This window comes from Niallia sp. Kr1 (assembly GCF_050389805.1).
Lineage (GTDB): Bacteria > Bacillota > Bacilli > Bacillales > Cytobacillaceae > Bacillus_BD.
In genome coordinates this window covers 1,353,162-1,375,840 of the sequence record NZ_CP130945.1, presented here as the reverse complement: position 1 = coordinate 1,375,840, position 22,679 = coordinate 1,353,162, and the positions used below count along the sequence as shown (strand labels likewise).

The window sequence follows — 22,679 nt, the reverse complement described above, 5'->3', positions numbered from 1 at the left end:
TTTCCATTAACCCAAACCCGCAATTACATAAAATTCAATATTTAGTGTTATTTATTTATAAATAAATACTAAATATGACATTTTTATATTGATTTTCTTTACCAGCTTTATCCATTACAGTTCAAAAGTTCACAAAATTGTCAAAAACTCAATTCTCTGATATTTGGCATAACAACTGTTGTATGAAGTATAAAAGGTCAGTTCCCCTTAAAGCAAGGAACTGACCTTTTTTATGATTAATTTATTTTCTTAACTTCTACTCGTCCTGAGAAGAAGGTTGCACCTCCGCCCATGTCAGCAATCCGATCAGGGGTTAAGGAATTCACTAATTGCCTTTTTCCCTCAGGGTCTTCCCAAAGCCCCTGAGTGGCAACAACTCCTGGAAGAACGGTTTCTCCCACAGACACCTTTAATACACATTCTCCACGGTCATTCCATACCTTGACCCTATCACCATCTTCGACTCCTCTATTTAAAGCATCCTCGGCATTCATAAATAGTTTCGGTTCCTTTTCAAGGGTCTGGTGTTTGCTATTTATCGCAAAAGTAGAATTTAAAAAGTTATGATTCGGTGCTGGAATAAATTGTAATGGATAGTCACCATCATCTTCCAGCGGAATATAAGTTGGTAATGGAGGATAGCCTACTTTCTCCATTTTCTTTGAATACAATTCAATTTTCCCACTTGGTGTTTTTAATTTACCAGGAAATAAAGGTGTTACCTTTGCCTTCACATACTGCTTTTCTAGCAACGAATCTAACGTTATTCCTTCTAAATATGGATTGCATGGGTTATTTAGGGCATCTGCAATCATCTCTTCTTCTGTTTCTTTAAAATCAGGCTCATCAAATCCCATCGCATTAGCCAGCAATCTAAACACTTCCACATTCGATTTCGACTCTCCATAAGGCTTAACAATAGGCTGTTGTATTTGCATATAATGATGCCAATAAGAAGCATAAAAATCCATATTTTCATAGGAGGAAGTAGCAGGTAGTACAATGTCAGCGAACCTCGCCGTTTCCGTTAAAAATAAATCATGTACGACGGTAAATAAATCATCTCTTGCAAGTCCTTTTCTTACCTTTTCGACGTTAGGAGCGACCACTGCAGGATTCGAACTATAAATGAAAAGAGATTTAATAGGAGGATCAGCAGATAATAAAGCCTCACCTATGACATTCATATTAATGACACGAGTCTTTTTGTTTTTCAATAGATTCGGTCGTTGTAGTCGACCAGCATGATGAGCCAAATAACCGGAATTCCCTTTAATAGCCCCCCCGCCTTTTAACAGCCACTGACCAGTAAGTGCCGGTAGACAAGAAATCGTTCGGACGAACATGCCTCCATTATCATGATGTTGTGGACCATTTCCAATCCGTATAAAAGACGGAGAAATATCTCCATACATACGTGCCAATTTATAAATATCTTCTACAGGGACACCCGTAATGGACGAAACGGTTTCTGGATCATATTGAAGCACATGCTCCCTCAATTGTTCATACCCAACCGTATAGTCTTTTAAAAATGAATCATTTACTTTGTTTTCTGCAAATAGAATATGCATCATTCCTAAAGCGAGAGCACTATCCGTCCCTGGTAAAATCGGAATAAACCAATCAGCGAATCGTCCGGTTTGATTTTTGTGCACATCAATGACGATGATTTTCGCCCCATTTTTGCGGGCTTTCTGAGCTAAAGCCACTTGATGCATATTTGTACTAACCGCATTAATGCCCCAAAAAATAATCAGTTTGGAGTGAATGGTATCCTCCGGGTCGGTACCAAGGGCTGCTCCCATTGTATATCTGTACCCCTTACCTCCTGCAGTCGAACAGATCGTCCGGTCTAATTGAGAAGAACCTAATCGGTTAAAAAAGCGCCGATCCATACCTTCTGCTGTTAAATTGCCCATATTCCCGTAAAAACTATAGGGGAGAATACTTTCTGGACCATCCTTTTCCATTCTTTCCTTCCATTGGGACGTAATCGTTTCAATCGCTTCATCCCAGCTAATTCGTGTAAACTTCCCTTCTCCTTTGGCGCCTATTCGTTTTAATGGATATTGCAACCGATTTTCATCGTATAATCTAGCTGGCATGTTCCGAACCTTATTGCAAATATTCCCTTGGGTTACAGGATGATTGGGATCTCCTTCAATTTTGACGATTTTCCCATCCTTTTTCGTGACAAGCAAACCACATTGATCAGGACAGTCCAATGAACAGACGGAAGGAAATACTCCATTTTTTTGATCGATATATGATGACAAGGACAGACACTCCTTTACTAACAGTTTACTATTTTAATAGCTCTATTAAACTTCATTATTGATTTCCGTTTCAGACACTTCACTTTCCTCGGGCGACCGCATGAGCCTTCCACTACAATCAACAGTAGTCCAAAAACAACCTTTCCCATTAAAACAAGAATTTTAATAGAAGTAACTAGTATAATTACGTTTCATTATAACAAAATATTTTTATCAAAAACGAAACCTTTTTGGTTTTATTTCGTAAATATTATGCATTATACTAGAGAAAGTATATTTTTTATATACAAAAACTAGAAATTAATTTTTTGGAGGGAATTTCATTAATGAAAAAAGTTTTATCAGCGCTCCTTACAGCTGTACTTATTTTTTCACCGGTAGGAACTGTCGTGTTCCAAGACCAACCGACATCGGTTGAAGCAAAGGGATACAAGTCAGGCAAGAAAGGCTTTAACAGTAATAATAATAGTACAACCAATAACAACTCCTTATTCCAAAAGAAACAAGATAATACAAACACTGCGAAAAATGGTGCAGCTACTACGAAAAACGGTGGATTTTTCTCAGGTGGTTTAATGAAAGGTCTTATGCTTGGTGGACTTGCTGGTCTTTTATTTGGTGGGTTATTTGCAAACATGGGATTTTTAGGGCAAATTTTAGGGTTATTTATTAATATTCTAGCCATTGTCGTTGTTATCGCTGTAATCCGTAAAATCTTCCAATTCTTTAAGGATAAGAAAAAAGAGGAAACGAATCCATGGCGAAATTAATCCTTCCCGAACAAGATATCATCAATGCTCTCTGCGTTTATATCGCTCGTAAAAAACAAATTAAACCAGAAGAAGTAGAGATTGAATTAATGTACGATGATGATTATGGCTTTTCTGCTGAGGCGTATTGGAGTGACCGAAAGCAAGTATTGGTTATGGCGAATATCATAGAAGCGATAAGACTCTGGTTAGAAGAATACCTTAACCAAGATCCATATTCAGGCATCGAATTAGTTTTAGATGATCAGGAAGGCATTATCGCTCATATCGGCTAAATAGGGTAAAAGAGAAGAAAATCACGTATTTTCTTCTCTTTTTTTATAGAGTATAAATTAAAAATCTTTCATAGGAGTCACGGTTATATAATTCTGGGATGATGATCTCTTGTTTTAAAGAGAATTGGGTTTCTCGTTCTAACAAATCAATATAATCATCTGCTCCATAATACAAAATAAGATCAATTTCTCGATTTTCTTGTTCATTGGATTCTAAAATATTCCCAATCACCCTCCTAAAAATTTGGATCGAAAAAGGGTTAAAAAAGTAAAATTTATTATCCCTCTTTTGAATTCGGTACTCCTCTGCTAAACAACAACGAAAAACGATCTCGCCCTCTCGCACTCTTCGCTTTTTCTCATATCTTTTAAGATTCTCAAGCGCCTTTTTGTAAAAGATTTCATTCATCTCAATCCCCGTAACTTTTGTATGAAATCGATAATGAGCATAAAAATTTAATCTTCCTTTTCCGCAACCAAAATCGACAAGATGGTCCGTTGTTTTCAATTCATACTGATCAAACAAAATGTCTAATCCACGATACGGTGTAGGCTCATAAGGGTGGTAGTGAAAGGACTTAAAAAATCGCTTTTGATCTTCTCCTGTCTTTACATTAAGTACCACATCATAATCCTGTTCGTTCATGATCATCACCCTCACTCTATTTGCTAAACGATGAGATCATTCGATCGGAATGATCTATGCCCAATCCATTCTAATACAAAAAGACCTCTAAATCATAGGATTTAGAGATCTTTTAACTTAACTAGATTAGTCAACAATAAGCTCATCTTTAACTATATTCAATATCTATTTTTATAAAGAAACTTGTACTAAACCTTCAAAATTAGGCGCCTCTTTAAGAAACTCTAAATCAAAAGAAGATTGGCCGAATTCCTTTAATACTTCTTCATCAATTTCAGTTGTATAGGTCATACGGTCCATCGCTTTCGTTACAATGTCTTTATCCATTTCTTGTTTTGTTAAATCTTTAATTGATTTAATCGCAATGTCTACAGCTTCTTCTTTGTTATTATTAATAAAATCAACTGCTTTTTGTTGTGCATCAACTAAACCTTGTGCAATTTCTTTATTATTTTCAACTAATGAACCTGTTGCAGCTAAAACAACATTAGGTAAATTTTCACCATATGCAATCTCTTCAGTGCTTACGACAATTTTAGCACCGTTTTCAACCAAAATAGATGCCCATGGTTCTGGAACAGCAGCCATATCCACTTGACCTGTTTCAAACATACCTTGGTATGTTGCTGGATTTCCTGTTACGTGTTTTAATGTACCATCAATACGATTTGAAGCAAGTTCTTTATCCCCTTGTTCCAATAAAAAGGCTTCAAATTGAACGTCATGCGTACAACCAATTCCAGGTGTAATGAACGTTTTGCCTTTCATATCTTCTAAACTCTCAATTCCACTTTTTTCACTTGCAACGACAACTGTACCACCTGAAGATGCACCACCAATGATTTTTACATCGGCACCATTTGAATAGTTATTTAATACAGGTCCAGGTCCTACTAAACCGGCATCAATTTCCCCTGATTTTAACGCAGTCATAAAGGTACCTCCGTCTGGAAATGTCTTGTATTCAATTTCAACATTTTCCCCTAGAGCTTCTTCATAATACCCTTTTTCACGAGCAACCATAGCTGGTGCGTGATCAATATTAGGGAAATAACCAATCACTACTTTTTCTTTTGCTGAATCTTTACTACCTTCTCCAGAAGTTTGTTCAGAATCTCCACCACATGCAGCCAACAAGCCGATTACTAGTAGAAGTGTTAACGATAACAACCATTTTTTCATTTTTTCTTCCCCCTATGCTGCCTCTTTTTGTTCGAGTCCCCATTTAATCATGACTCGTTTTTCTATTCTTTGGAAAATCAAGATGTCTACAATAACTCCAATGGTTCCAATGACAATCATGATCGCAATCACTGTATCCATACGCCCAAAATCGGATGCATATTTTAATGTATAGCCAAGTCCTGGTCCTGCACTTAATAATTCCCCTGCCATTAACGCACGCCAAGCGAATGCCCATGCAAGTCGAACGCCTGTTACAGCATATGGTATCGATGATGGCATAATCACACGGAAAAATAAATCAATTCCACCTGACCCCATTGTTTGAGCAGCTTTAATATAAAGTGGCTGAACATTTTTGATCCCTGTGCGCATATTTATCGTCATGACAATCGCAGCACCTAACACAATGATGAAAATTACCGATTTTTCATTTAAACCAAACCACATAATGGCTAATGGAAGCCATACAATACTCGGGATACTTTGCAAGGCAATAATCAGTGAACCTAATGTTTCATCAACAATTTTCACTTTCGCTAATAAGACTCCCAGTAAGACCCCAATGGTTAACGCAATCGCTAATCCAATGATTAATCTTGTAAAACTGGCACCTAAATCTACCAATAAGGATCCATCAGCCAAACTTTCCTGCAGGCTCAGTACTACATCTGTAGGTGATGGGAGAATCACCTTCGGAATCTCAAAAATCCGAATCGCTACATCCCAAACTCCAATTAGTAATAGATAAAAGACAATACGTTTAATAGCTAACTGCATATTTTAATTCCTCTTCTGCAATCTTATCAATCTCTGATTTTAATAACTCCATAATCATTTCTTCGTACTGAGCAATTTCATGAATATGTTGTTCACGAGGTCTTTTAATGTTCACTTTGATATCTTTTAAAACTCTTCCAGGATGGGTCCCCATCACAATAATTCGATCGGATAATTTGATGGCTTCTTGAATGCTATGGGTAACAAATAGAATAGTTTTTTTCGTTTCCATCCAGATTTTTTCGAGTTCACCATGGAGGCGAATTCTCGTTTGTTCATCCAACGCTCCAAATGGTTCATCCATTAGTAAAACTCTTGGATTCATGGCTAAAGCCCTAGCAATTGCTACTCTTTGCTGCATTCCACCTGAAAGTTCATGTGGAGAGTGTTTTGAGTACTGACTTAGTTGAACAAGCTGTAGATATTTTTGCGCAACCTCTTTTGCTTCCTTCTTTTTCATTTCTTTTTTCAAAGGAAACATGATATTTTCTTCAACCGTTAACCACGGAAAAAGTGCAGCCTGTTGAAAAACCATACCGCGGTCCTTTCCTGGCTTTGTAATCGATTGATTATCTAAGGTAAGATTTCCCTCAGTTGGATTTAGCAGTCCAGCTACAATATTAAGCAGAGTCGATTTTCCGCACCCAGAAGGACCTAATAACGAAACAAATTCGCCCTCTTTTATTTCTAAATTTATATCCTTTAGGACCTGTTCTGTTTTTCCTCGGTTAGTGAAACTCTTTTGTACATTATTAATCGATAGAAACAAGAATCTCCCCACCTTCACTATTTATATAAAACATAGTTGATTAATCGGATTAATTATACATCTTATTATATATTGACTAAATAAAATGTCAATAATTACTTTATTTAAAATAATCACATCCATTTGGCACATTTTGAACTTTTAATTATAGGGAGAAACTTCCGTCAGTCGAGATTGTTTCGCTCATATTTAAGTTATTTACGCGCAGTTAATCCCTAATTTTATCCATATTTGATCTATTTATAGTCTTTGAGGTGGGGGGTTTTATAGCCCGTTATAACGTGATAAAATAGATTGGAATAATAAGAGTTTAACCATTTTACTATCGTTTGAAAATGGATTCATGAAATCTGTTTTTAAGGAAACGATAGGAAGTAGGAAAATAAGAGGTGGTATCAATATGACTATTTATCAATCAATACTTGACCTTATCGGAAAAACACCGGTTGTAAAATTGAATAAATTACCTGCTGCTAACGGAGCAGAGGTTTTTATGAAGCTTGAATCCTATAATCCTGGCGGCAGCGTAAAGGATCGTGCTGCATTTAATATGATTGAGCAGGCTGAAAAGTCCGGAAAATTAATTCCTGGGGAAAGTACCATTATTGAACCAACTTCCGGTAATACGGGGATTGGGATATGTATGGTTAGTGCCATTAAAGGTTATCGATGCATCATTACAATGCCAGATAACGCTACGAAAGAACGAGTTAAAATTATGAAGGCTTACGGAGCAGAGGTAATTTTGACACCTGCAAGTCTAAGAATGCAAGGAGCCATTGATGAAGCAAATAAAATTGCTAGTAAAACGCCAAATAGCTTTATTCCGATGCAGTTTGAAAATCAAGCAAATGCTGATGCTCACCGAGAAACAACTGCAGTTGAAATTTTCGAGGACTTCGGGGGGCAATTGGATGCACTTGTCCTAACTGCAGGTACAGGTGGTACTGTTACGGGTACAGGTGAAGAATTAAAAAGGCGGATTCCTAACCTAAAGATCTATGTAGTTGAACCAGCCGGATCCCCTGTTCTATCAGGTGGTAAACCTGGTCCTCATAAAATTCCTGGGACAGGTCCAGGATTTATTCCAAAAATATTAAATCAAAAAGTTTATGATGAAATCCTACATATCGAAGATGAAGATGCACAATGGATGGCTCGCGAACTAGCGGCAAAAGAAGGAATTTTTGTAGGAGCATCCGGAGCCGCTTCCGCCCATTTTGCTATTGAAAAAGCAAAAGAGCTCCCGCCAACGGCAAAAGTGCTCTGTATTGCACCAGACACAGGTGAACGTTACTTATCATCTGACTTGTTTCCAGAATAATAACGAAAAAAGAGGCTTACTCAGCCTCTTTTTCATTAAATTACTTCTTCTGCAACATCTTCACTTACACTACGTATTCCCTTATTTTCTCTTCGTTTTTCCGTTTCTGCTACAACAACAGCACATGCAGCATCACCGGTGATATTTACAGCTGTACGTGTCATATCAAGCAGTCGGTCAATCCCGATAATTAATGCAATCCCTTCCACTGGGAGATTAACAGATTGAAGGACCATTGCAAGCATGATAAGACCTACAGATGGAACCCCCGCTGTTCCAACACTTGCTAACACAGCTGTTAAAACAACTGTCACTAACTGTCCTATAGTTAGGTCTGCCCCAACTACTTGTGCAATAAAAATCGTCGCAACCCCTTGCATGATGGCCGTCCCATCCATATTAATGGTTGCTCCTAAAGGTTGAACGAAACTGCTAATCGATTTAGGAACTTTTAAATTTTTCTGCGCTACACTCATGGATACTGGTAATGTGCCGCTACTAGTAGAAGTACTGAAACCAACACTCATTGCAGGTGCAAAGCCTTTAAAGAAAGAAAAAGGATTTCGTTTCCCGATCAAAGCCACTGAACCACCATAAACTACAATGGCGTGGACAAAAAGCGCGAGCAGTACAACAAACATATATAACCCCATAGCTTTCATAGCATCAAACCCTTGCTTACCAATAGCCGAAGCAATTAAGCCGAATGTACCAAACGGAGCAAATTTCATTACCAAATTAACTAAATACATCATTATTTCATTGGCTTGTTCAAAAAAGTTGTAAACACCCTGCACTTTTTTACCAAGCATTGATAATGCAAACCCAATAAAAATGGAAAATACGATAATTTGAAGCATATTCCCTTCTACAAATGCTCTAACAGGATTTGTCGGGATCATATTTAAAAGGGTTTCGCTAATAGGTGGTGCTTCTTCAGCTGAAAACTCTGCATTTGTTAAATCATATTGACCCACTGAACCTGGTTGGATAACGGTTGCTAAGCTAATTCCAATCGTAATCGCCAATGCAGTAGTCACTAAAAAATAAGCGATTGTCTTCAAACCGATTCGACCTAGTTTTTTGGGATCTCCTAAACCTGCTGTTCCTAAAGTAATCGAAAAGAAAACAATTGGTACAACAAGCATATTAATCAAATTGAGGAAAATTTTTCCTAGTGGGGTAAGTACATATTGATCGATTTGAGGAAATAGATCACTTGCGAATAAATTTAAAATTAACCCAACAATTGCACCTATAATAAGAGAGATGATAATTTTAGTGGATAGTTTCAATAAGATTCCTCCTTTTCTTACATAATTATAGTATTAATATAGTATTTTAAGATTTTTGATAAAAAACCACAAAAAAACACAGAGGAAAAATCCCTGTGCACTCAATGCCAGTTCCCTCTCATTTGCTTACGAGGTTAGCTGTCGGATTCGGGCATGAGAGAGCCCTACCTGTCACCAGGATTCACCCCATGTACATAATTGTACGAAATGGTTCCCCCGCTCTTAAAGATTAAGCAAAATGCAACTATTCATTTTTCTTACATGAAATTTCAAATTCGATAATACTTTACTGATATAATTAAATCAGATCAAAGGTGTTGTTGTCAATCATTTATCAAAAATCCATCTGCTCGATGGGTTTTTTGATAACTTTTATATATTTACACCCGTGTTTATGACGCATACAAAAGGAGCTGCTTCCTTTAAGTTGAATACTTTTAAAAAAGCAACTCCTTCATCATTGATTCTATACTTATCACCTTATTACTTGATTTGGAACACGCAAAAGGATAATGGCTCCAATGACAAACAAGATGACTAAACTAAATACGCCGCTATTTGTGCTTCCCGTTAATTGAGCAGTCACCCCTACGAGTAGTGGTCCTAATATTGCAGCAAATTTCCCAAACACGCTATAAAATCCAAAAAACTCATTTGAAGATTCCTTCGGTACTAATTTGGCAAAATAAGATCGGCTCATCGCTTGAATCCCACCTTGTGAAGTCCCAACTAACATCGCCAAAATCCAGAAATCAATGGCAGAATCTAGAAAATAAGCATAAAAGCACACGATCACATATACAAAGATTCCAACCATAATCATCGTCTTCTCACTGTATTTACCTGCTAATCTTCCAAATAACATTGTAAATGGAGCTGCAACGATTTGTGTCACAAATAAAACAATCAGTAAGGTAGTTGATGATATTCCTAAATCAGAACCAAAGGCTGTAGACATATTAATGACCGTATGGACTCCATCAATATAAAAAAAGTAAGCCAACAGAAAGATAAAAATCGGTTTATATTCCTTAATATTTTTAAATGTTACATATAACTTTCTAAAACTTGTGGAAACTGGATTTGGCACCCGCTCAACATAGTATTTTTGCTCTACATTTTTCAGCATTGGAATTGTAAAAAATCCCCACCATAACGCAGTAATGACAAAGGCAATTTGACTCGCAACGGTTACAGTTAATGGAAGAATTTCCATTTGTGCTGTCATGATCAGTCCAATTGAGATCACAAACGGAATGATACTTCCTACATACCCTAAAGCAAATCCATTTGCAGAAATTCTCTCCATTCGCTCCTCTGTCGTGACATCCACCAAAAAGGCATCATAAAAGATATTCGCTCCGGTAAAACCAATTGATGTTAAAATAAAGAAAATAAGCAAGACCATCCATTGTCCACTTGGGACTATGGCTAGCATAAGCGTAAAAACAATCCCTAATGTAGCAAAAATAAGAAAGAAACGCTTTTTAAAACCTTTAAAATCAGCGATTGTTCCTAAAATCGGTGCTAAAATCGATACAATTAAGGTAGAAAATGAATTCGCATAGCCCCAAAAAGCAGTTGATGTTGCAGCGTCGATTCCAGCTTCAGTAGCGGATGCTTTAAAATATAATGGCAGTATGGCTGTTACAACGATCAGGGTGTAGGCTGAATTAGCCCAATCATAAAAAGCCCAGCTTCGTTCAGATGCTGTCATTTTTTTCATAGTAACTCCTCCAAGGTGTGACTTGTTTCCCTATTAATCTTTCTATCTCCCGAGCCTACCTTTAGTTTACTATGGAAACAAGTTCAATTATTAAAAAATTGTAAAAACTTTATAAATTATTTTACGTTAAGCCAACTTGTCCTAACGAGTATTTTAATAGGAAGGAAAGTGAACCATTCCGTTCATTCATAAGGAGACAGACTAGGGAGCCGGTTGTGTCTGAAGCTAGAGTATCTTTAGACAACAGAAGGAATAGTTAGATCACTACGGTTTTATCCAAAGTTCGTTCTTCTTCCGACAAATAGTAGGCAAGTTCACTTCGATTCTATCCGAACTCCCTCCATCTTCAGACAATAGAAGGAATGATCACTTCGTTTCTGTCCGAAGTCTATTCAACTACTTTAAACAAATGAAGGCAAACGATAAACAGTTATTACCGAAGTATAAATTATTTGTGTTCTTTCAATTTAATAACTCTTTGAACTAAAAAAACCGCCTAGCTACTACTAGGCGGTTGAAACTACTTCTTTATTGATTGGATTAGTTCAATGACTTCCGGATTAAACCCTTTTACAGCGCGATCCCCAATGACTGTAACAGGAACACCTAAGAAACCAAATTTCTCAACTTCTTCTTGATATTCTTCGTTTTTTAATACATCGCGCACTTCAAAAGGAATGTTCTCCTCTGTAAGCATCTTCTTGACCATGCCACATTCTACACAATCTTCGGTTGAGTAGACGATTACTGGATTACTCATTCCCTAGAGCCTCCTTAATCGCATCCTTTTTAATTTTCCAATGAGACGTATTCCAACGAACTTCTCCGTCTTCAACTAAGAAAATTTGTGGTGACTCATGTTTAATGCCGAAATCCTCAGCAATTCGGTTTGATACAGGTCGATCTTCTATTACATGAACAATTGCCGCTGAAGTATCATTTTCGCTCACGAAGCTTTGAAATTCTTCATGTGCTTTTGCACTGATGGGACAGGTTGTACTATGTTTAAATAATAGATGCTTACCTGGTTGTTTAACAAATTCATGTAGTTCTTCAATACTTTGTAACTGTTTAACAGCCATTAAAAACACTCCTTTTTCACTACAAATCGATGATTTTCTTTCCATACATTAACATAGCGGAAGTAAAATCACTAATTTTATGCTTAAAATTTCTAAGGGCTGCCCAAAAAGTTCTGGCACCTTTTGGACAGCCCGTTCTGATAATTAAGAAGTCATCACCTTACAAATGTCGTTCGTAAACTCAACAGGGTCTTGGATTGGCAATCCTTCAATTAGTAAAGCCTGGTTGTAAAGCAAGTTCGTAAATAAACTTAATTTGCCTTTGTCTCCCTCATATGCCTGTTTTAAGGCTTCAAAAACTTCATGGTGAGCATTGATTTCTAGGACTTTATCCGCCTTGACTTCTTGGTTATTTGGCATCGCATTTAATACTTTTTCCATTTCAATTGAAATGTCGCCATCAGCAGTTAAACATACTGGGTGATTTTTTAGACGCTTAGATACTCGTACATCTTTCACTTTTCCAGCTAAAATCTCTTTCATCGCTTCGAAAAGATCCTTGTTTTCTTTTATTTCCTCTTCCGTTTCCTTTTGGTCTTCTGCTTCAATTCCAAGATCACCACTAGAAACCGATTTAAACTCCTTCTCTTTATACGTCATCAGCATCTTAATCGCAAATTCGTCAATTTCATCTGTAAAATATAAAATTTCATAGCCTTTATCTGCTACTAATTCGGTTTGCGGTAATTTATCGATTCGTTCATTAGATTCACCAGTCGCATAATAAATATACTTTTGTTCTTCCGGCATTCTTGATACATATTCATCCAATGTCACAAGTTTCTTCTCTTTCGATGAATAGAACATTAATAAATCCTGTAATACATCCTTGTGTTGGCCGAAATCATTATACACGCCAAATTTCAACTGTCTGCCAAAAGCGTTAAAGAATTCTTCATATTTTTCTCGCTCATTTTTTAATAAGCTTTGCAATTCATTTTTAATTTTCTTATTAATGTTTTTTGCAATCAATTTCAACTGACGATCATGCTGAAGCATTTCCCTTGAGATGTTAAGGGATAAATCTTCTGAATCTACAAGTCCTTTTACGAAGCTAAAATAATCTGGTAATAGATCAGCACATTTTTCCATAATCAGGACACCATTTGAATATAACTCTAAGCCTTTTTCAAATTCCTTTGAATAATAGTCAAATGGCATTTTTTCTGGAATAAATAATAAGGCATGATAGCGAATAGCCCCATCCACACTTGTATGAATTGTTTTTAACGGCTTATCAAAACCATAACGTTTCTCTTGGTAAAACTTTTCATAGTCTTCATCCGTTAATTCGCTTTTATTCTTTTTCCATATTGGAATTAAGCTGTTAATGGTTTCTTCTTCTGTATACTGTTCAAATTCGTTTTCAGCGTCTTCTTTGGGTCTGCTTTTGCTGACATCCATTTTAATCGGATAACGAATAAAATCAGAATACTTTTTAATAATCGATCTTAAACGAAATTCTTCTAGAAACTCATCATAATTTTCATCTTCTGTATTTTCTTTTATTTTTAATATGATCTCAGTTCCAATTGTATCCCTTTCAGCAGGTTCAATTGTATAGCCATCTGCACCTTCTGATTCCCATTTATAGGCTCCCTCACTATCAAGAGCCTTACTGATTACAGTTACCACATCAGCAACCATAAAGGCCGCATAAAATCCGACTCCGAACTGACCGATAATATCATAGCCGTCTTTAATTTCATTTTCCTTTTTAAACGCGAGGGAGCCGCTTTTAGCAATCGTTCCTAGATTGTTTTCAAGCTCTTCTTTTGTCATCCCAATACCGGTATCAATAATCTTTAATGTTCGATCATCTTGATTAGGGATCACTTTTATGTAGTAATCATCTTGATTAAATTGCAAGTTTTCATCTGTTAATGCTTTATAATAAATTTTGTCAATCGCATCACTAGCATTAGAAATAAGTTCTCTTAAAAACACTTCCTTATGTGTATAAATCGAATTGATCATCAAATCTAATAGTCTTTTGGATTCTGCTTGAAATTGTTTCTTTTCCATATTTTTTTCTCCTTTCAATCTTTTTCAAACAAATCGTTTAGCAAGAATAGTATACCAAATCATTAGCACTCTCTCAACACGAGTGCTATTTATCGTATTTCTATTCATCTTGTCAATACAAAAAATCCCAGCATGGTTCTGGGATCTTTTCACCTCATATTATCCATTTAACATCTTTTCTAAATGTTTAATTGTAGGCGCCAAATTAGCAAAGAAGTATCCTTCGCGAAGTCTTCTTGATGCCGGACTATCCTGTATATATCCTGCACTTCCATTATGCAACATACTTGCTTGGACCGCCTTAAGTGTTAAATAAGACGTTTCAAGTTTAACAGCCGCAATGTCTTTCCAGTTCAAACGATCTCCACTGAAGATGATTTCTAATTTTTTTTGGATGCTTTCCACTTTTTCTTTTAAATCTTCAGGCTGCTCATTTAAAAACTGATTGCATCCATTTTGTCTTTGACAAACTATTTCAATTGAAGAAATGGAAGCCTGTGTGACACCAAGTCCAAGTGGAATTTGATAAGTTAAAAATGCCGGTCGAATTTCTTCTATAAAACCTTTTGCATCCTCTGACAATACCCACTCATTCGGAATAAATACATCTGTAAAAGAACATGCATAAGTAGCACTGCCATTAACGCCAAGATAATCGACTTTTTCTTTTAGCTTTAACCCCTTTGTGTTACAAGGCACTATACACATAATCTGTTCATTTTCATTTATACCAGCAACAAAACCAAACCAATGATCCTCACCCAAATTTGAAACAGATGGCAACACGCCCGAAATGGTATATCCCCCTTGTGTCGGCTTTGCACTTAAGTGAAGTTTTTCAAGACCAGCATAAAACTTCATTGGGTTCGAAAGACCTGTACCAGCTAATATTTCCCCTTTTTCTAATGAAGGCAACAATTGTTTTTTCAATCCATCTTTTTTTGTATTCCGTACATAGGTTAATGCAGCCAAATGGCACCATACGCAAAAAGCAGTAGTCATACAAACTTTAGCCGTTTCTTTGACGATCACCATTTCATCTAAAATATATTCTTTAACAGTCTTATTTTCAGAAGAGAAAAAACCTTCCTCTCCAAGCTTTCTTAAAAAATTCTCTGCATAGAAAGCCTCAGTATCAACCTTTTTCACATAGGGTTTTAACTGTTCCTCAATAATTGTTTGAAGGACAGCTGTTCGATTTATAGTCACTTGATTCGCTCCCCACTCCCATTTCCAACCCATTTTTTAATATAAGATTCGGACTCTATAAATATACCTATTCTTATTATTTTAGTTATTCCAATTAGTTTACTTGGTTATAAGTTATTTTATTATACTATGTATAAATTTTCAACTTTATTTTAAACTTTTCTGAATCGAATTTTTCTAAAAAATAAAAAGAGACTAAAATTACTTTCATTTTAGTCTCTTTCTTATTAATCGTATTTTATTTATTATTCACCAGCTAATTCTGTAATGGAATCAATTGGAGTTTGTACTGCTTCACGAGCACGTTTAACGGCTGCTTCATCTGGTGCGTCATAGAAGCAAAGGCACTTTGTCATATCTTCACATACATAAGTTCTTGAGAAAGCTACCTCTGGAACTTCTGCGTAATGAACAGAATTTTTCTTTTTACGCGCTAAGTATTGGTCCATTGTAATTTCAGATGGAATATTCCACTCGACTAAGTAATTTACTTCATTGTTATTTTTCTTCACTTCGTCTAACTCTTTACCAACAAGACGCACTTCTTTCACTAGTTCAACCGGAATTCCAGCCCCTTTAACAGTCTCAGAAGCAGTGTTTTGATCTTCACCTTCAACGATAAAGAACACACGTGAAAAGTCTTTTGCTGCTTGAACTTCAATTAAAGATGAATTGTTTTCATTCAATTTGGTTTGAAGTCCAGAAACCTTTTCGTTGAATTCCTCTTTTGTTGAAACCACTTCTTTTAATGATGATTCAATTAAATATAATGACATGAGAATCCCTCGCTTTATGATTTTAGTAATTTATTATTTAAGGTTATTTTATTATACTAAGTTCAAAAAATCAACCTAATTAATTTATTTTTAATTTTTTATGGTAAAATAAAAAAAAACCGAAAGGACGAAAACAGATGAAAACAACCTATAACATTCCGTGCAATATTGCCCAATCACTCAATATTATTGGTGATCGCTGGACCCTACTTATTGTCCATGAAATATTGAATGGAAATTATCTATTTAATGAAATAAAAAAAGCTTTACCTGGAATTTCATCCAATTTGCTATCTGATCGACTTCGTTATTTAGAGGAAGAAGGGGTGATCACAACAGAGCTTTATTCCGAGCATCCCCCACGCTATCGTTATACATTAACAAAAAGCGGTCAGGAATTAGAACATGTTTTTAACACTTTGATAATATGGGGCAGCAACCATTTGCAAAAATGTTATAAAAAGTTAATTGATCGTGAAACAGGTGATGAAGTTGAGATTGCCTACATTAATACAAATACGGGCAAAATTGTCGATCAAATTGAAGTTGTTTCCGTTAACGAAGAACTTCAAAAAGCTGGAGACCAATAATCTCCAGCTTTTTCATTATGCAGGTTTTTCCATTCCCCAATGCTTACCCACCCAGCCTTCAAATAGTCCAATTAACCGGTCTAAAATAAATCCACTAACACCAATAAAGATGATCCCGGCAAGAACATAATCGAGATTTAACGTATTTCTCGCATCAACGATTAAAAAGCCAAGACCTGACTGGGCTCCAACCATCTCTCCCGCAACAAGAAAGATCCAAGCTGTTCCCACCGCTAATCGCAAACCACTTACAATGGATGGAAACGCAGCTGGAAAAATAAATTTATACATTAATGGCAGCTTCTTTATTTCGAGATTTTCAGCAATTTTCAAATAGGAGCGATCAATTTTATTGACACCAGCAACGGTTGTTAATAAAACCGGAAAAAAAGAGGCAATAAAGATAATCACAATCGCAGGCATATTGCCAATTCCAAACCACAAAACAATAAACGGTGACCAAGCAACTGGCGATACCGGTCTTAACACTTGTACAATGGGGTCAATAAATTGCCATAAAAGTGGTAGCCTGCCTAGAACCATTCCTAAAAGGATGGTTCGAATAACCGCTGAAAAGTAGCCAGCGGCAAATCTGCCCAGGCTTACCTTTAAATGCTCAAACAAAACTCCTTCAATTATGAGGGCAATAATAGCATTCCCGACACTTAACGGCGACGGTAGAAGTGCTTCCGGATAGTCCCCTACCCAAATGACAATTTGCCAAATGATCACGAGAAGGATCATTCCCATTAAAAAATTGACTAACTTTTTACCTATCTTCATCATACTCACACCGCTTTATCTATAAATGTATTATCAACAAATTCCTCATACACCGGAGGGTTTTCCATTAACTCCATCTCAATGACAAGGTCACGCAACTTTTCATATTCCGCTTGTTCAATTCTCAAACCATCAAAAGAAATCCATTCTAAAGATAAATCAAGGACTTCCTTTTCCATTTTCATAAATTGATCAAATGAAGCAAATAATTCCTCACCTTTTTGGTTGGCTAACTTACCCGATTTCACATATTGTGAAACCATTTCTTGAATTGCCTGTTGGTTGTTTTGAATAAAATCATTTCTTAACACAAGGACACAACAATATGAATCTGGCCAAATTTCATCCGAATGATGAAGTACATGACCTTTATCAAGTTTAACTGCTAGGGCACCAAATGGTTCTGCAACCACATAACCACTAATTTGCCCACCAGCTAATCCTGCAGGCATTTCAGCAGGGGGCATTTCGACGATATTCACGTCATCATAAGTTAACCCGTCTTTTTTCAATGTTTCATATAATAATTGATTATGAGTAGAAAATTTATGTGGGATCGCAAATGTTTTCCCCTTTAATTCTTGAGTACTATGAATCTCTTTCGATGAGATTAATACATTTCCATCTTTGTGGCCAAGCGCAACCGCTTTTAAATCAATTCCTTTTTCTTCAGCCTTCATCGCGAGTTGTATCAAAACAGAGGCTCCATCGATACGCCCTGTATTTAACGCATCCATTAAATCAGGCCATGAGTTAAATTTAACCATTTCAATCTGATAATCTTCGAATTGCCCTCCATGAACATGAGCATCTAAATACAGTGGACCAGCATGAGTAATAGGGAGATAACCAATTTTTATTGTAGGTTTATCTAATGTTTGTTGCGCCGTCTGTCCACATGCTGATATCGTCATCACAAAAATAATCAATAGCATAAGCATCCTTACTCTCTTTTTCCTCAACGTATATTTCCCCTTATATCGTATATTCAGGTTCTTGACGATTTCCACTTAACTCGAATTCTTGTAATATTCTTTTACGGTAATAATGATAGTCTTCCCCAGCCCTGTCTCTAGGTTTTGCTAGTTGAATCGGAATATCTTTAAAGATTCTCCCTGGATGAGAGCCCATAATCAAGATTCTGTCAGATAAATAGACCGCTTCATCGATATCATGGGTCACGATTAAAATCGTTGTCTTCATCTTTTCCTGAATTCGGAGAAGTTCATCCTGCAAAAGATAACGATTAAAGGTATCTAGTGCAGCAAATGGCTCATCCATCAAAATAACATCCGGTTGCATTGCAAAGGCCCTCGCAATTGTGACCCGCTGTTGCATTCCATCAGACAATTCATGTTGAAATTTATGAAGATGTTCCTTAAGTCCGACCAGCTTTAACGCATCAGTTACACGTTTATTTTTTTCCGCTACCTCCATTTTTTCGCCTTCAAGCCCTAATTCCACATTTTTTAATACGGTCCGCCATGGAAGAAGATTGATTTGCTGAAACAGCATGATGCATTTTCTAGTCGGACGTTTTACCGCCTTGCCATCGAGTACGACTTTACCAGAATCTTCGTTTTCAAAACCGCCTACCATATTTAATAAAGTACTTTTCCCACATCCGCTTTTCCCCAAAAGCGTTACGATTTCGCCTTTTTCAACATGAAAAGAAACTTGATCCAGTACATGATTGGACTCATTTCCATTTACAAACTTCTTATCCACATTTGTTACTTCAATCATATACTTCGACAAATCATAGCCCCCTTCTTTAACTCAACCAATTCCAATTAGTTTAATGTGATTTATTGGTTATTTTATTATACTTTGTTCAAAAAAAAACAACTTAATAATTCGTGAAATTTCAGATAATGTTTACTTTGGATCTTATGAAAAAAAACGAGGAAAACGTTAACGTCATCCTCGTTTTATGTTCATATTTAGTTATATAATAAACTCACTCAGAATACTTTCTAAAAACCAATGTTGCATTATGTCCACCGAACCCTAATGAATTTGAAACCACAACTTGAACATTTTTCTCTCTTGCTACATTTGGGACATAGTCCAAATCTAATTCCGGGTCAGCTGTTTGATAGTTAATCGTTGGCGGCAGAATTGAATCACGTATTGTCAAAAGGGAAAAAATGGCTTCAACTGCTCCTGATGCCCCAAGCATATGTCCTGTCATTGATTTTGTAGAACTTACCGCTAACTGATAAGCATGTTCTTTAAAAACATTTTTGATTGCTAACGTTTCATTTAAATCATTTAATGGAGTTGATGTCCCGTGAGCATTAATATAATCCACTTCATTTGGCGTGATTCCAGCATCTGCTAATGCCCCTTTCATCGCACGAGCGGCTCCTTCACCCTCTGGTGCTGGTGATGTAATATGATGGGCATCTCCTGTTGCCCCGTACCCTACGATTTCACCATAAATCTTTGCTCCACGGGCTTTTGCATGCTCTAGTTCTTCCAAAATGACAATCCCTGAACCTTCTGCAATCACAAACCCATCCCGATTTTTGTCAAATGGACGACATGCAGTAAGAGGATCTGGATTCGTAGAAAGAGCCGTCATATTAGAAAATCCTGCAATCGTCATTTCCGTAATCGTCGCTTCTGTTCCTCCGGCTATAATGACATCAGCATTCCCATTTTGAACAGCCCGGAATGCGTCTCCGATCGAATTAGATCCTGAAGCACAGGCGGTAACCGAAGCATTATTAATTCCTTTTGCTCCAAGTTCAATTGAGACTCTGCCTGCTGCCATATCAGGGATGAACATTGGAATAGTAAAAGGATTAACCCTTCTTTGCCCTTTTTCTAAAAACTTCTTGTGTTGCTCTTCGAATTCTCCTAAACCACCTATTCCAGAGCCTATCCAAACACCTACTTTTTCTGGATTCACATTCTCACCAATTTGAAGACCTGCATCAGCTACGGCCATTTTACTAGCAGCAATAGCCAATTGACTAAAACGTCCCATCCTTCTCGCTTCTTTGCGATCAACAAACTCCTCTGGTTTAAAATTCTTGACCTCACCTGCTAACTTTACATCCACTTTATCTAAATGAACGGATTGAGCAATATCGATTCCTGAATTGCCTTTTTGGATATTTTCCCACGTTGACCAAATATCGTTGCCTAATGGAGTTACTGCTCCGATACCCGTAATGACCACTCTATTTTTCATATCTGTTTTCTCTCTCCTATAGTTCTATCTTCATTTTAAACGAATTAGTTAAAAGTTAACCTTTAAACATAACGAAAGCCTGTTTATTATTCATTTTGTTGCCCAATTTTAACATGTTTAATAAGAAATTTGTATCTATTCCATTATACAAATGAATAATAGATAAAATCCAACATAAGCTTTCCATAACTTTCATTCAAAAGGAATTTTCAGTATAATTTATATATTAGTAGAAATGGAGGAATTTCAATGGATTATCGATTATTTCCATTAAGTGATCATGGGATTATCATTGAATTAGGCGAAGAAATTGATGACGATATTCAATCGCATATTAGAGTCATTTCATCCTATTTAGAAGAGCACCCTTTTTACTGGATGATCGAGTATGTCCCCGCTTTTACAACGGTTACCATCTATTACGATCCGCAAGCCATATACTTGAATGATTCATCAACTCTTCCATTTGAATTTGTTAGGGAACAAATAAATGAAATGCTAACCAGAATCCAATACGCAATACCAAACCAAAAAACGAATATTATTGAAATCCCTGTTCTTTACGGAGGTAAATGGGGACCCGATATCGAGTTCGTCGCCAATTCCAATCATTTATCGATTGAAGAAGTGATTAACTTACATACCGCTAACCTCTATCAAGTTTATATGATCGGTTTTGCGCCGGGATTTCCGTATCTTGGAGGTCTATCTCCCAAATTAGCCACACCGAGAAGACAATCACCAAGGCTTGCCATTCCTTCCGGTTCTGTGGGAATCGCAGGTGCTCAAACAGGCGTTTATCCACTTGAAACACCTGGGGGTTGGCAGATTATCGGGAGAACCCCGCTTCAACTCTTCCGCCCTAAGGATCATCCCCCAAGCCTACTCAAAGCAGGGGATCAAATCCGCTTTAAATCGATTAACGAAGAGGAATTTTTCAACTGGGAGGTTCGAGAATGATTACGATTCTTAAGCCAGGCTTTCAAACAACTATTCAAGATCTAGGGAGATTTGGCTATCAAAAATATGGCGTGATTACAAGCGGAGCAATGGACTCCATTTCATTTAGACTTGCTAACTTATTGGTTGGAAACGAGGAAAACGAATCAGCACTTGAAATGACTATACAAGGACCTCACATTGTTTTTGGGCAAGATTCATTAATTGCTATAACTGGCGGTGATCTATCCCCGACAATCAATCAAACACCCATTCCTCTTTGGAAAATTATTTTTGTGAAAAAAGGGACAGAATTAAAGTTTAATAGAGCTCAGACTGGCTGCAGAGCTTATTTAGCAATTGCAGGAGGATTCTCTATTCCAAAAGTGATGACAAGTGCTTCAACCTACTTACGCGCAAACATCGGTGGATTTAAGGGAAGAACATTAAGAGCTGGGGATCAACTTTCGCTCTATTCCCCCAGTCCAAGAGTACTTCCTTTAATCGAACAAGCTCGACAAAAGGTCGGAAACCTATCTTTTATAGAAAAAGACTGGTCGATTTCAACCAATTATCTTCCAGATATTAGCTCTCATCCAGTCATTCGTATCATAAAAGGGCGTGAATATCATCTATTTACGGAAGAATCCCAACACTTATTTTTCCATGAATCGTTTTCGATCACCCCACATTCCGACCGAATGGGCTATCGTTTACAAGGACCTTCATTGAGATTAGAAAATAAACAGGAAATGATTTCAACAGCCGTTACATTTGGATCGATTCAAGTTCCATCAGCCGGAAACCCGATTATACTTATGGCTGATCGGCAAACAACTGGTGGCTATCCGATCATCGGTCAAGTGGCATCTGTTGATTTACCATTAATCTCTCAAACAAAACCAGGTGATCTCCTATCATTTTCAGAAATTACCCTTAAAGAGGCACAACTCCTCTATTTAAAAAGAGAGCAAAATCTTCGTTCAATCAAACAAGCAATCTTACAAAAATTTCAGGAGGTCTAATG

General features: G+C 36.7%; 22 protein-coding genes and 1 riboswitch. Of the genes, 6 read left to right on the top strand and 16 right to left on the bottom strand.

All coding sequences use genetic code 11. From position 1 onward, the window contains the following. Nucleotides 1-236: 236 nt before the first annotated feature. On the bottom strand, nt 237-2,279 hold the full coding sequence (locus Q5760_RS06855; protein WP_428911456.1) for a molybdopterin oxidoreductase family protein: 2,043 nt from the start codon (nt 2,277-2,279) through the stop codon (nt 237-239). A 326-nt stretch (nt 2,280-2,605) separates the two neighbouring features. On the opposite strand from Q5760_RS06855, the gene Q5760_RS06850 reads away from it, so the two are divergent. After that, the gene (locus tag Q5760_RS06850; RefSeq protein ID WP_428911455.1) at nt 2,606-3,049 is read left to right on the top strand and encodes a hypothetical protein; all 444 of its coding nucleotides are present in this window, start codon (nt 2,606-2,608) and stop codon (nt 3,047-3,049) included. Next, nucleotides 3,037-3,324, top strand: a complete 288-nt coding sequence (locus Q5760_RS06845; RefSeq protein ID WP_428911454.1) for a YxcD family protein — start codon at nt 3,037-3,039, stop codon at nt 3,322-3,324. Before Q5760_RS06850 ends, Q5760_RS06845 begins: the two co-directional genes overlap by 13 nt. Before the next feature lie 43 nt (nt 3,325-3,367). Here Q5760_RS06845 and Q5760_RS06840 read toward each other — a convergent pair whose 3' ends face one another. From Q5760_RS06840 to Q5760_RS06825, 4 genes are all read right to left on the bottom strand, one after another. Continuing rightward, nucleotides 3,368-3,970, bottom strand: a complete 603-nt coding sequence (locus Q5760_RS06840) for an SAM-dependent methyltransferase (RefSeq protein ID WP_428911453.1) — start codon at nt 3,968-3,970, stop codon at nt 3,368-3,370. 171 nt (nt 3,971-4,141) lie between these two features. Continuing rightward, nucleotides 4,142-5,152, bottom strand: a complete 1,011-nt coding sequence (locus tag Q5760_RS06835; RefSeq protein ID WP_428911452.1) for an aliphatic sulfonate ABC transporter substrate-binding protein — start codon at nt 5,150-5,152, stop codon at nt 4,142-4,144. Between the two features lie 12 nt (nt 5,153-5,164). Then, nucleotides 5,165-5,932 (bottom strand): ABC transporter permease, encoded by a 768-nt coding sequence (locus Q5760_RS06830; protein ID WP_428911451.1) that lies wholly within the window; start codon nt 5,930-5,932, stop codon nt 5,165-5,167. Next, the gene (locus Q5760_RS06825) at nt 5,916-6,701 is read right to left on the bottom strand and encodes an ABC transporter ATP-binding protein (RefSeq protein ID WP_428911450.1); all 786 of its coding nucleotides are present in this window, start codon (nt 6,699-6,701) and stop codon (nt 5,916-5,918) included. The genes Q5760_RS06830 and Q5760_RS06825 overlap by 17 nt, the downstream gene beginning before the upstream one ends. 400 nt (nt 6,702-7,101) lie before the next feature. Here Q5760_RS06825 and cysK point away from each other — a divergent pair, with 400 nt between their 5' ends. Beyond that, on the top strand, nt 7,102-8,025 hold the full coding sequence (cysK, locus tag Q5760_RS06820; RefSeq protein WP_428911449.1) for a cysteine synthase A: 924 nt from the start codon (nt 7,102-7,104) through the stop codon (nt 8,023-8,025). Nucleotides 8,026-8,060: 35 nt separating this feature from the next. On the opposite strand, the gene Q5760_RS06815 is transcribed toward cysK, so the two are convergent. The 7 genes from Q5760_RS06815 to Q5760_RS06785 form a co-directional block, all read right to left on the bottom strand. Continuing rightward, nucleotides 8,061-9,320, bottom strand: a complete 1,260-nt coding sequence (locus Q5760_RS06815) for a dicarboxylate/amino acid:cation symporter (RefSeq protein WP_428911448.1) — start codon at nt 9,318-9,320, stop codon at nt 8,061-8,063. Nucleotides 9,321-9,428: 108 nt separating this feature from the next. Beyond that, a riboswitch (cyclic di-AMP (ydaO/yuaA leader) is annotated at nt 9,429-9,566 on the bottom strand. A 229-nt stretch (nt 9,567-9,795) separates the two neighbouring features. Beyond that, nucleotides 9,796-11,046: an MFS transporter gene (locus Q5760_RS06810; protein ID WP_428911447.1), complete on the bottom strand. Its 1,251-nt coding sequence runs from the start codon at nt 11,044-11,046 to the stop codon at nt 9,796-9,798. Between the two features lie 520 nt (nt 11,047-11,566). After that, a complete protein-coding gene (locus tag Q5760_RS06805) occupies nt 11,567-11,806 on the bottom strand; it encodes a glutaredoxin family protein (protein ID WP_428911446.1) in 240 nt (79 codons plus the stop codon). Next, nucleotides 11,799-12,128 carry a bacillithiol system redox-active protein YtxJ gene (ytxJ, locus tag Q5760_RS06800; RefSeq protein WP_428911445.1) on the bottom strand — a complete coding sequence of 110 codons (330 nt, stop codon included), beginning with the start codon at nt 12,126-12,128 and terminating at the stop codon, nt 11,799-11,801. The genes Q5760_RS06805 and ytxJ overlap by 8 nt, the downstream gene beginning before the upstream one ends. Before the next feature lie 144 nt (nt 12,129-12,272). Continuing rightward, nucleotides 12,273-14,153 (bottom strand): molecular chaperone HtpG, encoded by a 1,881-nt coding sequence (gene htpG / locus Q5760_RS06795; RefSeq protein ID WP_428911444.1) that lies wholly within the window; start codon nt 14,151-14,153, stop codon nt 12,273-12,275. A 159-nt stretch (nt 14,154-14,312) separates the two neighbouring features. Then, a complete protein-coding gene (locus Q5760_RS06790) occupies nt 14,313-15,362 on the bottom strand; it encodes an acyl-CoA dehydrogenase family protein (protein WP_428911443.1) in 1,050 nt (349 codons plus the stop codon). 245 nt (nt 15,363-15,607) lie between these two features. Beyond that, entirely contained in the window at nt 15,608-16,138 is a 531-nt protein-coding gene (locus Q5760_RS06785) for a DUF4242 domain-containing protein (RefSeq protein ID WP_428911442.1), read from the bottom strand. A 137-nt stretch (nt 16,139-16,275) separates the two neighbouring features. Between Q5760_RS06785 and Q5760_RS06780 the strand changes: the two genes are divergently transcribed. Next, nucleotides 16,276-16,728 (top strand): winged helix-turn-helix transcriptional regulator, encoded by a 453-nt coding sequence (locus Q5760_RS06780; protein ID WP_428911441.1) that lies wholly within the window; start codon nt 16,276-16,278, stop codon nt 16,726-16,728. 15 nt (nt 16,729-16,743) lie between these two features. Here Q5760_RS06780 and Q5760_RS06775 read toward each other — a convergent pair whose 3' ends face one another. The 4 genes from Q5760_RS06775 to fabF all read right to left on the bottom strand — a co-directional run bounded on the left by Q5760_RS06775 (nt 16,744) and on the right by fabF (nt 20,713). After that, entirely contained in the window at nt 16,744-17,511 is a 768-nt protein-coding gene (locus tag Q5760_RS06775; protein WP_428911440.1) for an ABC transporter permease, read from the bottom strand. A 5-nt stretch (nt 17,512-17,516) separates the two neighbouring features. After that, nucleotides 17,517-18,473 carry an ABC transporter substrate-binding protein gene (locus Q5760_RS06770; protein WP_428911439.1) on the bottom strand — a complete coding sequence of 319 codons (957 nt, stop codon included), beginning with the start codon at nt 18,471-18,473 and terminating at the stop codon, nt 17,517-17,519. A gap of 13 nt (nt 18,474-18,486) precedes the next feature. Next, nucleotides 18,487-19,257, bottom strand: coding sequence for an ABC transporter ATP-binding protein (locus Q5760_RS06765; RefSeq protein WP_428912514.1), 771 nt, complete (start codon nt 19,255-19,257; stop codon nt 18,487-18,489). A gap of 214 nt (nt 19,258-19,471) precedes the next feature. Continuing rightward, nucleotides 19,472-20,713: a beta-ketoacyl-ACP synthase II gene (fabF, locus tag Q5760_RS06760; RefSeq protein WP_428911438.1), complete on the bottom strand. Its 1,242-nt coding sequence runs from the start codon at nt 20,711-20,713 to the stop codon at nt 19,472-19,474. A gap of 249 nt (nt 20,714-20,962) precedes the next feature. Between fabF and pxpB the strand changes: the two genes are divergently transcribed. Next, a complete protein-coding gene (pxpB, locus tag Q5760_RS06755) occupies nt 20,963-21,673 on the top strand; it encodes a 5-oxoprolinase subunit PxpB (protein ID WP_428911437.1) in 711 nt (236 codons plus the stop codon). Continuing rightward, on the top strand, nt 21,670-22,677 hold the full coding sequence (locus tag Q5760_RS06750; protein WP_428911436.1) for a biotin-dependent carboxyltransferase family protein: 1,008 nt from the start codon (nt 21,670-21,672) through the stop codon (nt 22,675-22,677). The genes pxpB and Q5760_RS06750 overlap by 4 nt, the downstream gene beginning before the upstream one ends. The last annotated feature ends 2 nt before the right edge of the window (nt 22,678-22,679 follow it).

What these genes read in the sequence shown, in the direction of transcription:
- Q5760_RS06850 (WP_428911455.1), top strand. Translation starts at nt 2,606, where the DNA reads ATGAAAAAAGTTTTATCAGCGCTCCTTACAGCTGTACTTATTTTTTCA.
- Q5760_RS06845 (WP_428911454.1), top strand. Translation starts at nt 3,037, where the DNA reads ATGGCGAAATTAATCCTTCCCGAACAAGATATCATCAATGCTCTCTGC.
- Q5760_RS06840 (WP_428911453.1), bottom strand. Translation starts at nt 3,970, where the DNA reads ATGAACGAACAGGATTATGATGTGGTACTTAATGTAAAGACAGGAGAA.
- Q5760_RS06835 (WP_428911452.1), bottom strand. Translation starts at nt 5,152, where the DNA reads ATGAAAAAATGGTTGTTATCGTTAACACTTCTACTAGTAATCGGCTTG.
- Q5760_RS06830 (WP_428911451.1), bottom strand. Translation starts at nt 5,932, where the DNA reads ATGCAGTTAGCTATTAAACGTATTGTCTTTTATCTATTACTAATTGGA.
- cysK (WP_428911449.1), top strand. Translation starts at nt 7,102, where the DNA reads ATGACTATTTATCAATCAATACTTGACCTTATCGGAAAAACACCGGTT.
- Q5760_RS06810 (WP_428911447.1), bottom strand. Translation starts at nt 11,046, where the DNA reads ATGAAAAAAATGACAGCATCTGAACGAAGCTGGGCTTTTTATGATTGG.
- Q5760_RS06805 (WP_428911446.1), bottom strand. Translation starts at nt 11,806, where the DNA reads ATGAGTAATCCAGTAATCGTCTACTCAACCGAAGATTGTGTAGAATGT.
- ytxJ (WP_428911445.1), bottom strand. Translation starts at nt 12,128, where the DNA reads ATGGCTGTTAAACAGTTACAAAGTATTGAAGAACTACATGAATTTGTT.
- htpG (WP_428911444.1), bottom strand. Translation starts at nt 14,153, where the DNA reads ATGGAAAAGAAACAATTTCAAGCAGAATCCAAAAGACTATTAGATTTG.
- Q5760_RS06785 (WP_428911442.1), bottom strand. Translation starts at nt 16,138, where the DNA reads ATGTCATTATATTTAATTGAATCATCATTAAAAGAAGTGGTTTCAACA.
- Q5760_RS06780 (WP_428911441.1), top strand. Translation starts at nt 16,276, where the DNA reads ATGAAAACAACCTATAACATTCCGTGCAATATTGCCCAATCACTCAAT.
- Q5760_RS06775 (WP_428911440.1), bottom strand. Translation starts at nt 17,511, where the DNA reads ATGAAGATAGGTAAAAAGTTAGTCAATTTTTTAATGGGAATGATCCTT.
- Q5760_RS06765 (WP_428912514.1), bottom strand. Translation starts at nt 19,257, where the DNA reads ATGATTGAAGTAACAAATGTGGATAAGAAGTTTGTAAATGGAAATGAG.
- fabF (WP_428911438.1), bottom strand. Translation starts at nt 20,713, where the DNA reads ATGAAAAATAGAGTGGTCATTACGGGTATCGGAGCAGTAACTCCATTA.
- pxpB (WP_428911437.1), top strand. Translation starts at nt 20,963, where the DNA reads ATGGATTATCGATTATTTCCATTAAGTGATCATGGGATTATCATTGAA.
- Q5760_RS06750 (WP_428911436.1), top strand. Translation starts at nt 21,670, where the DNA reads ATGATTACGATTCTTAAGCCAGGCTTTCAAACAACTATTCAAGATCTA.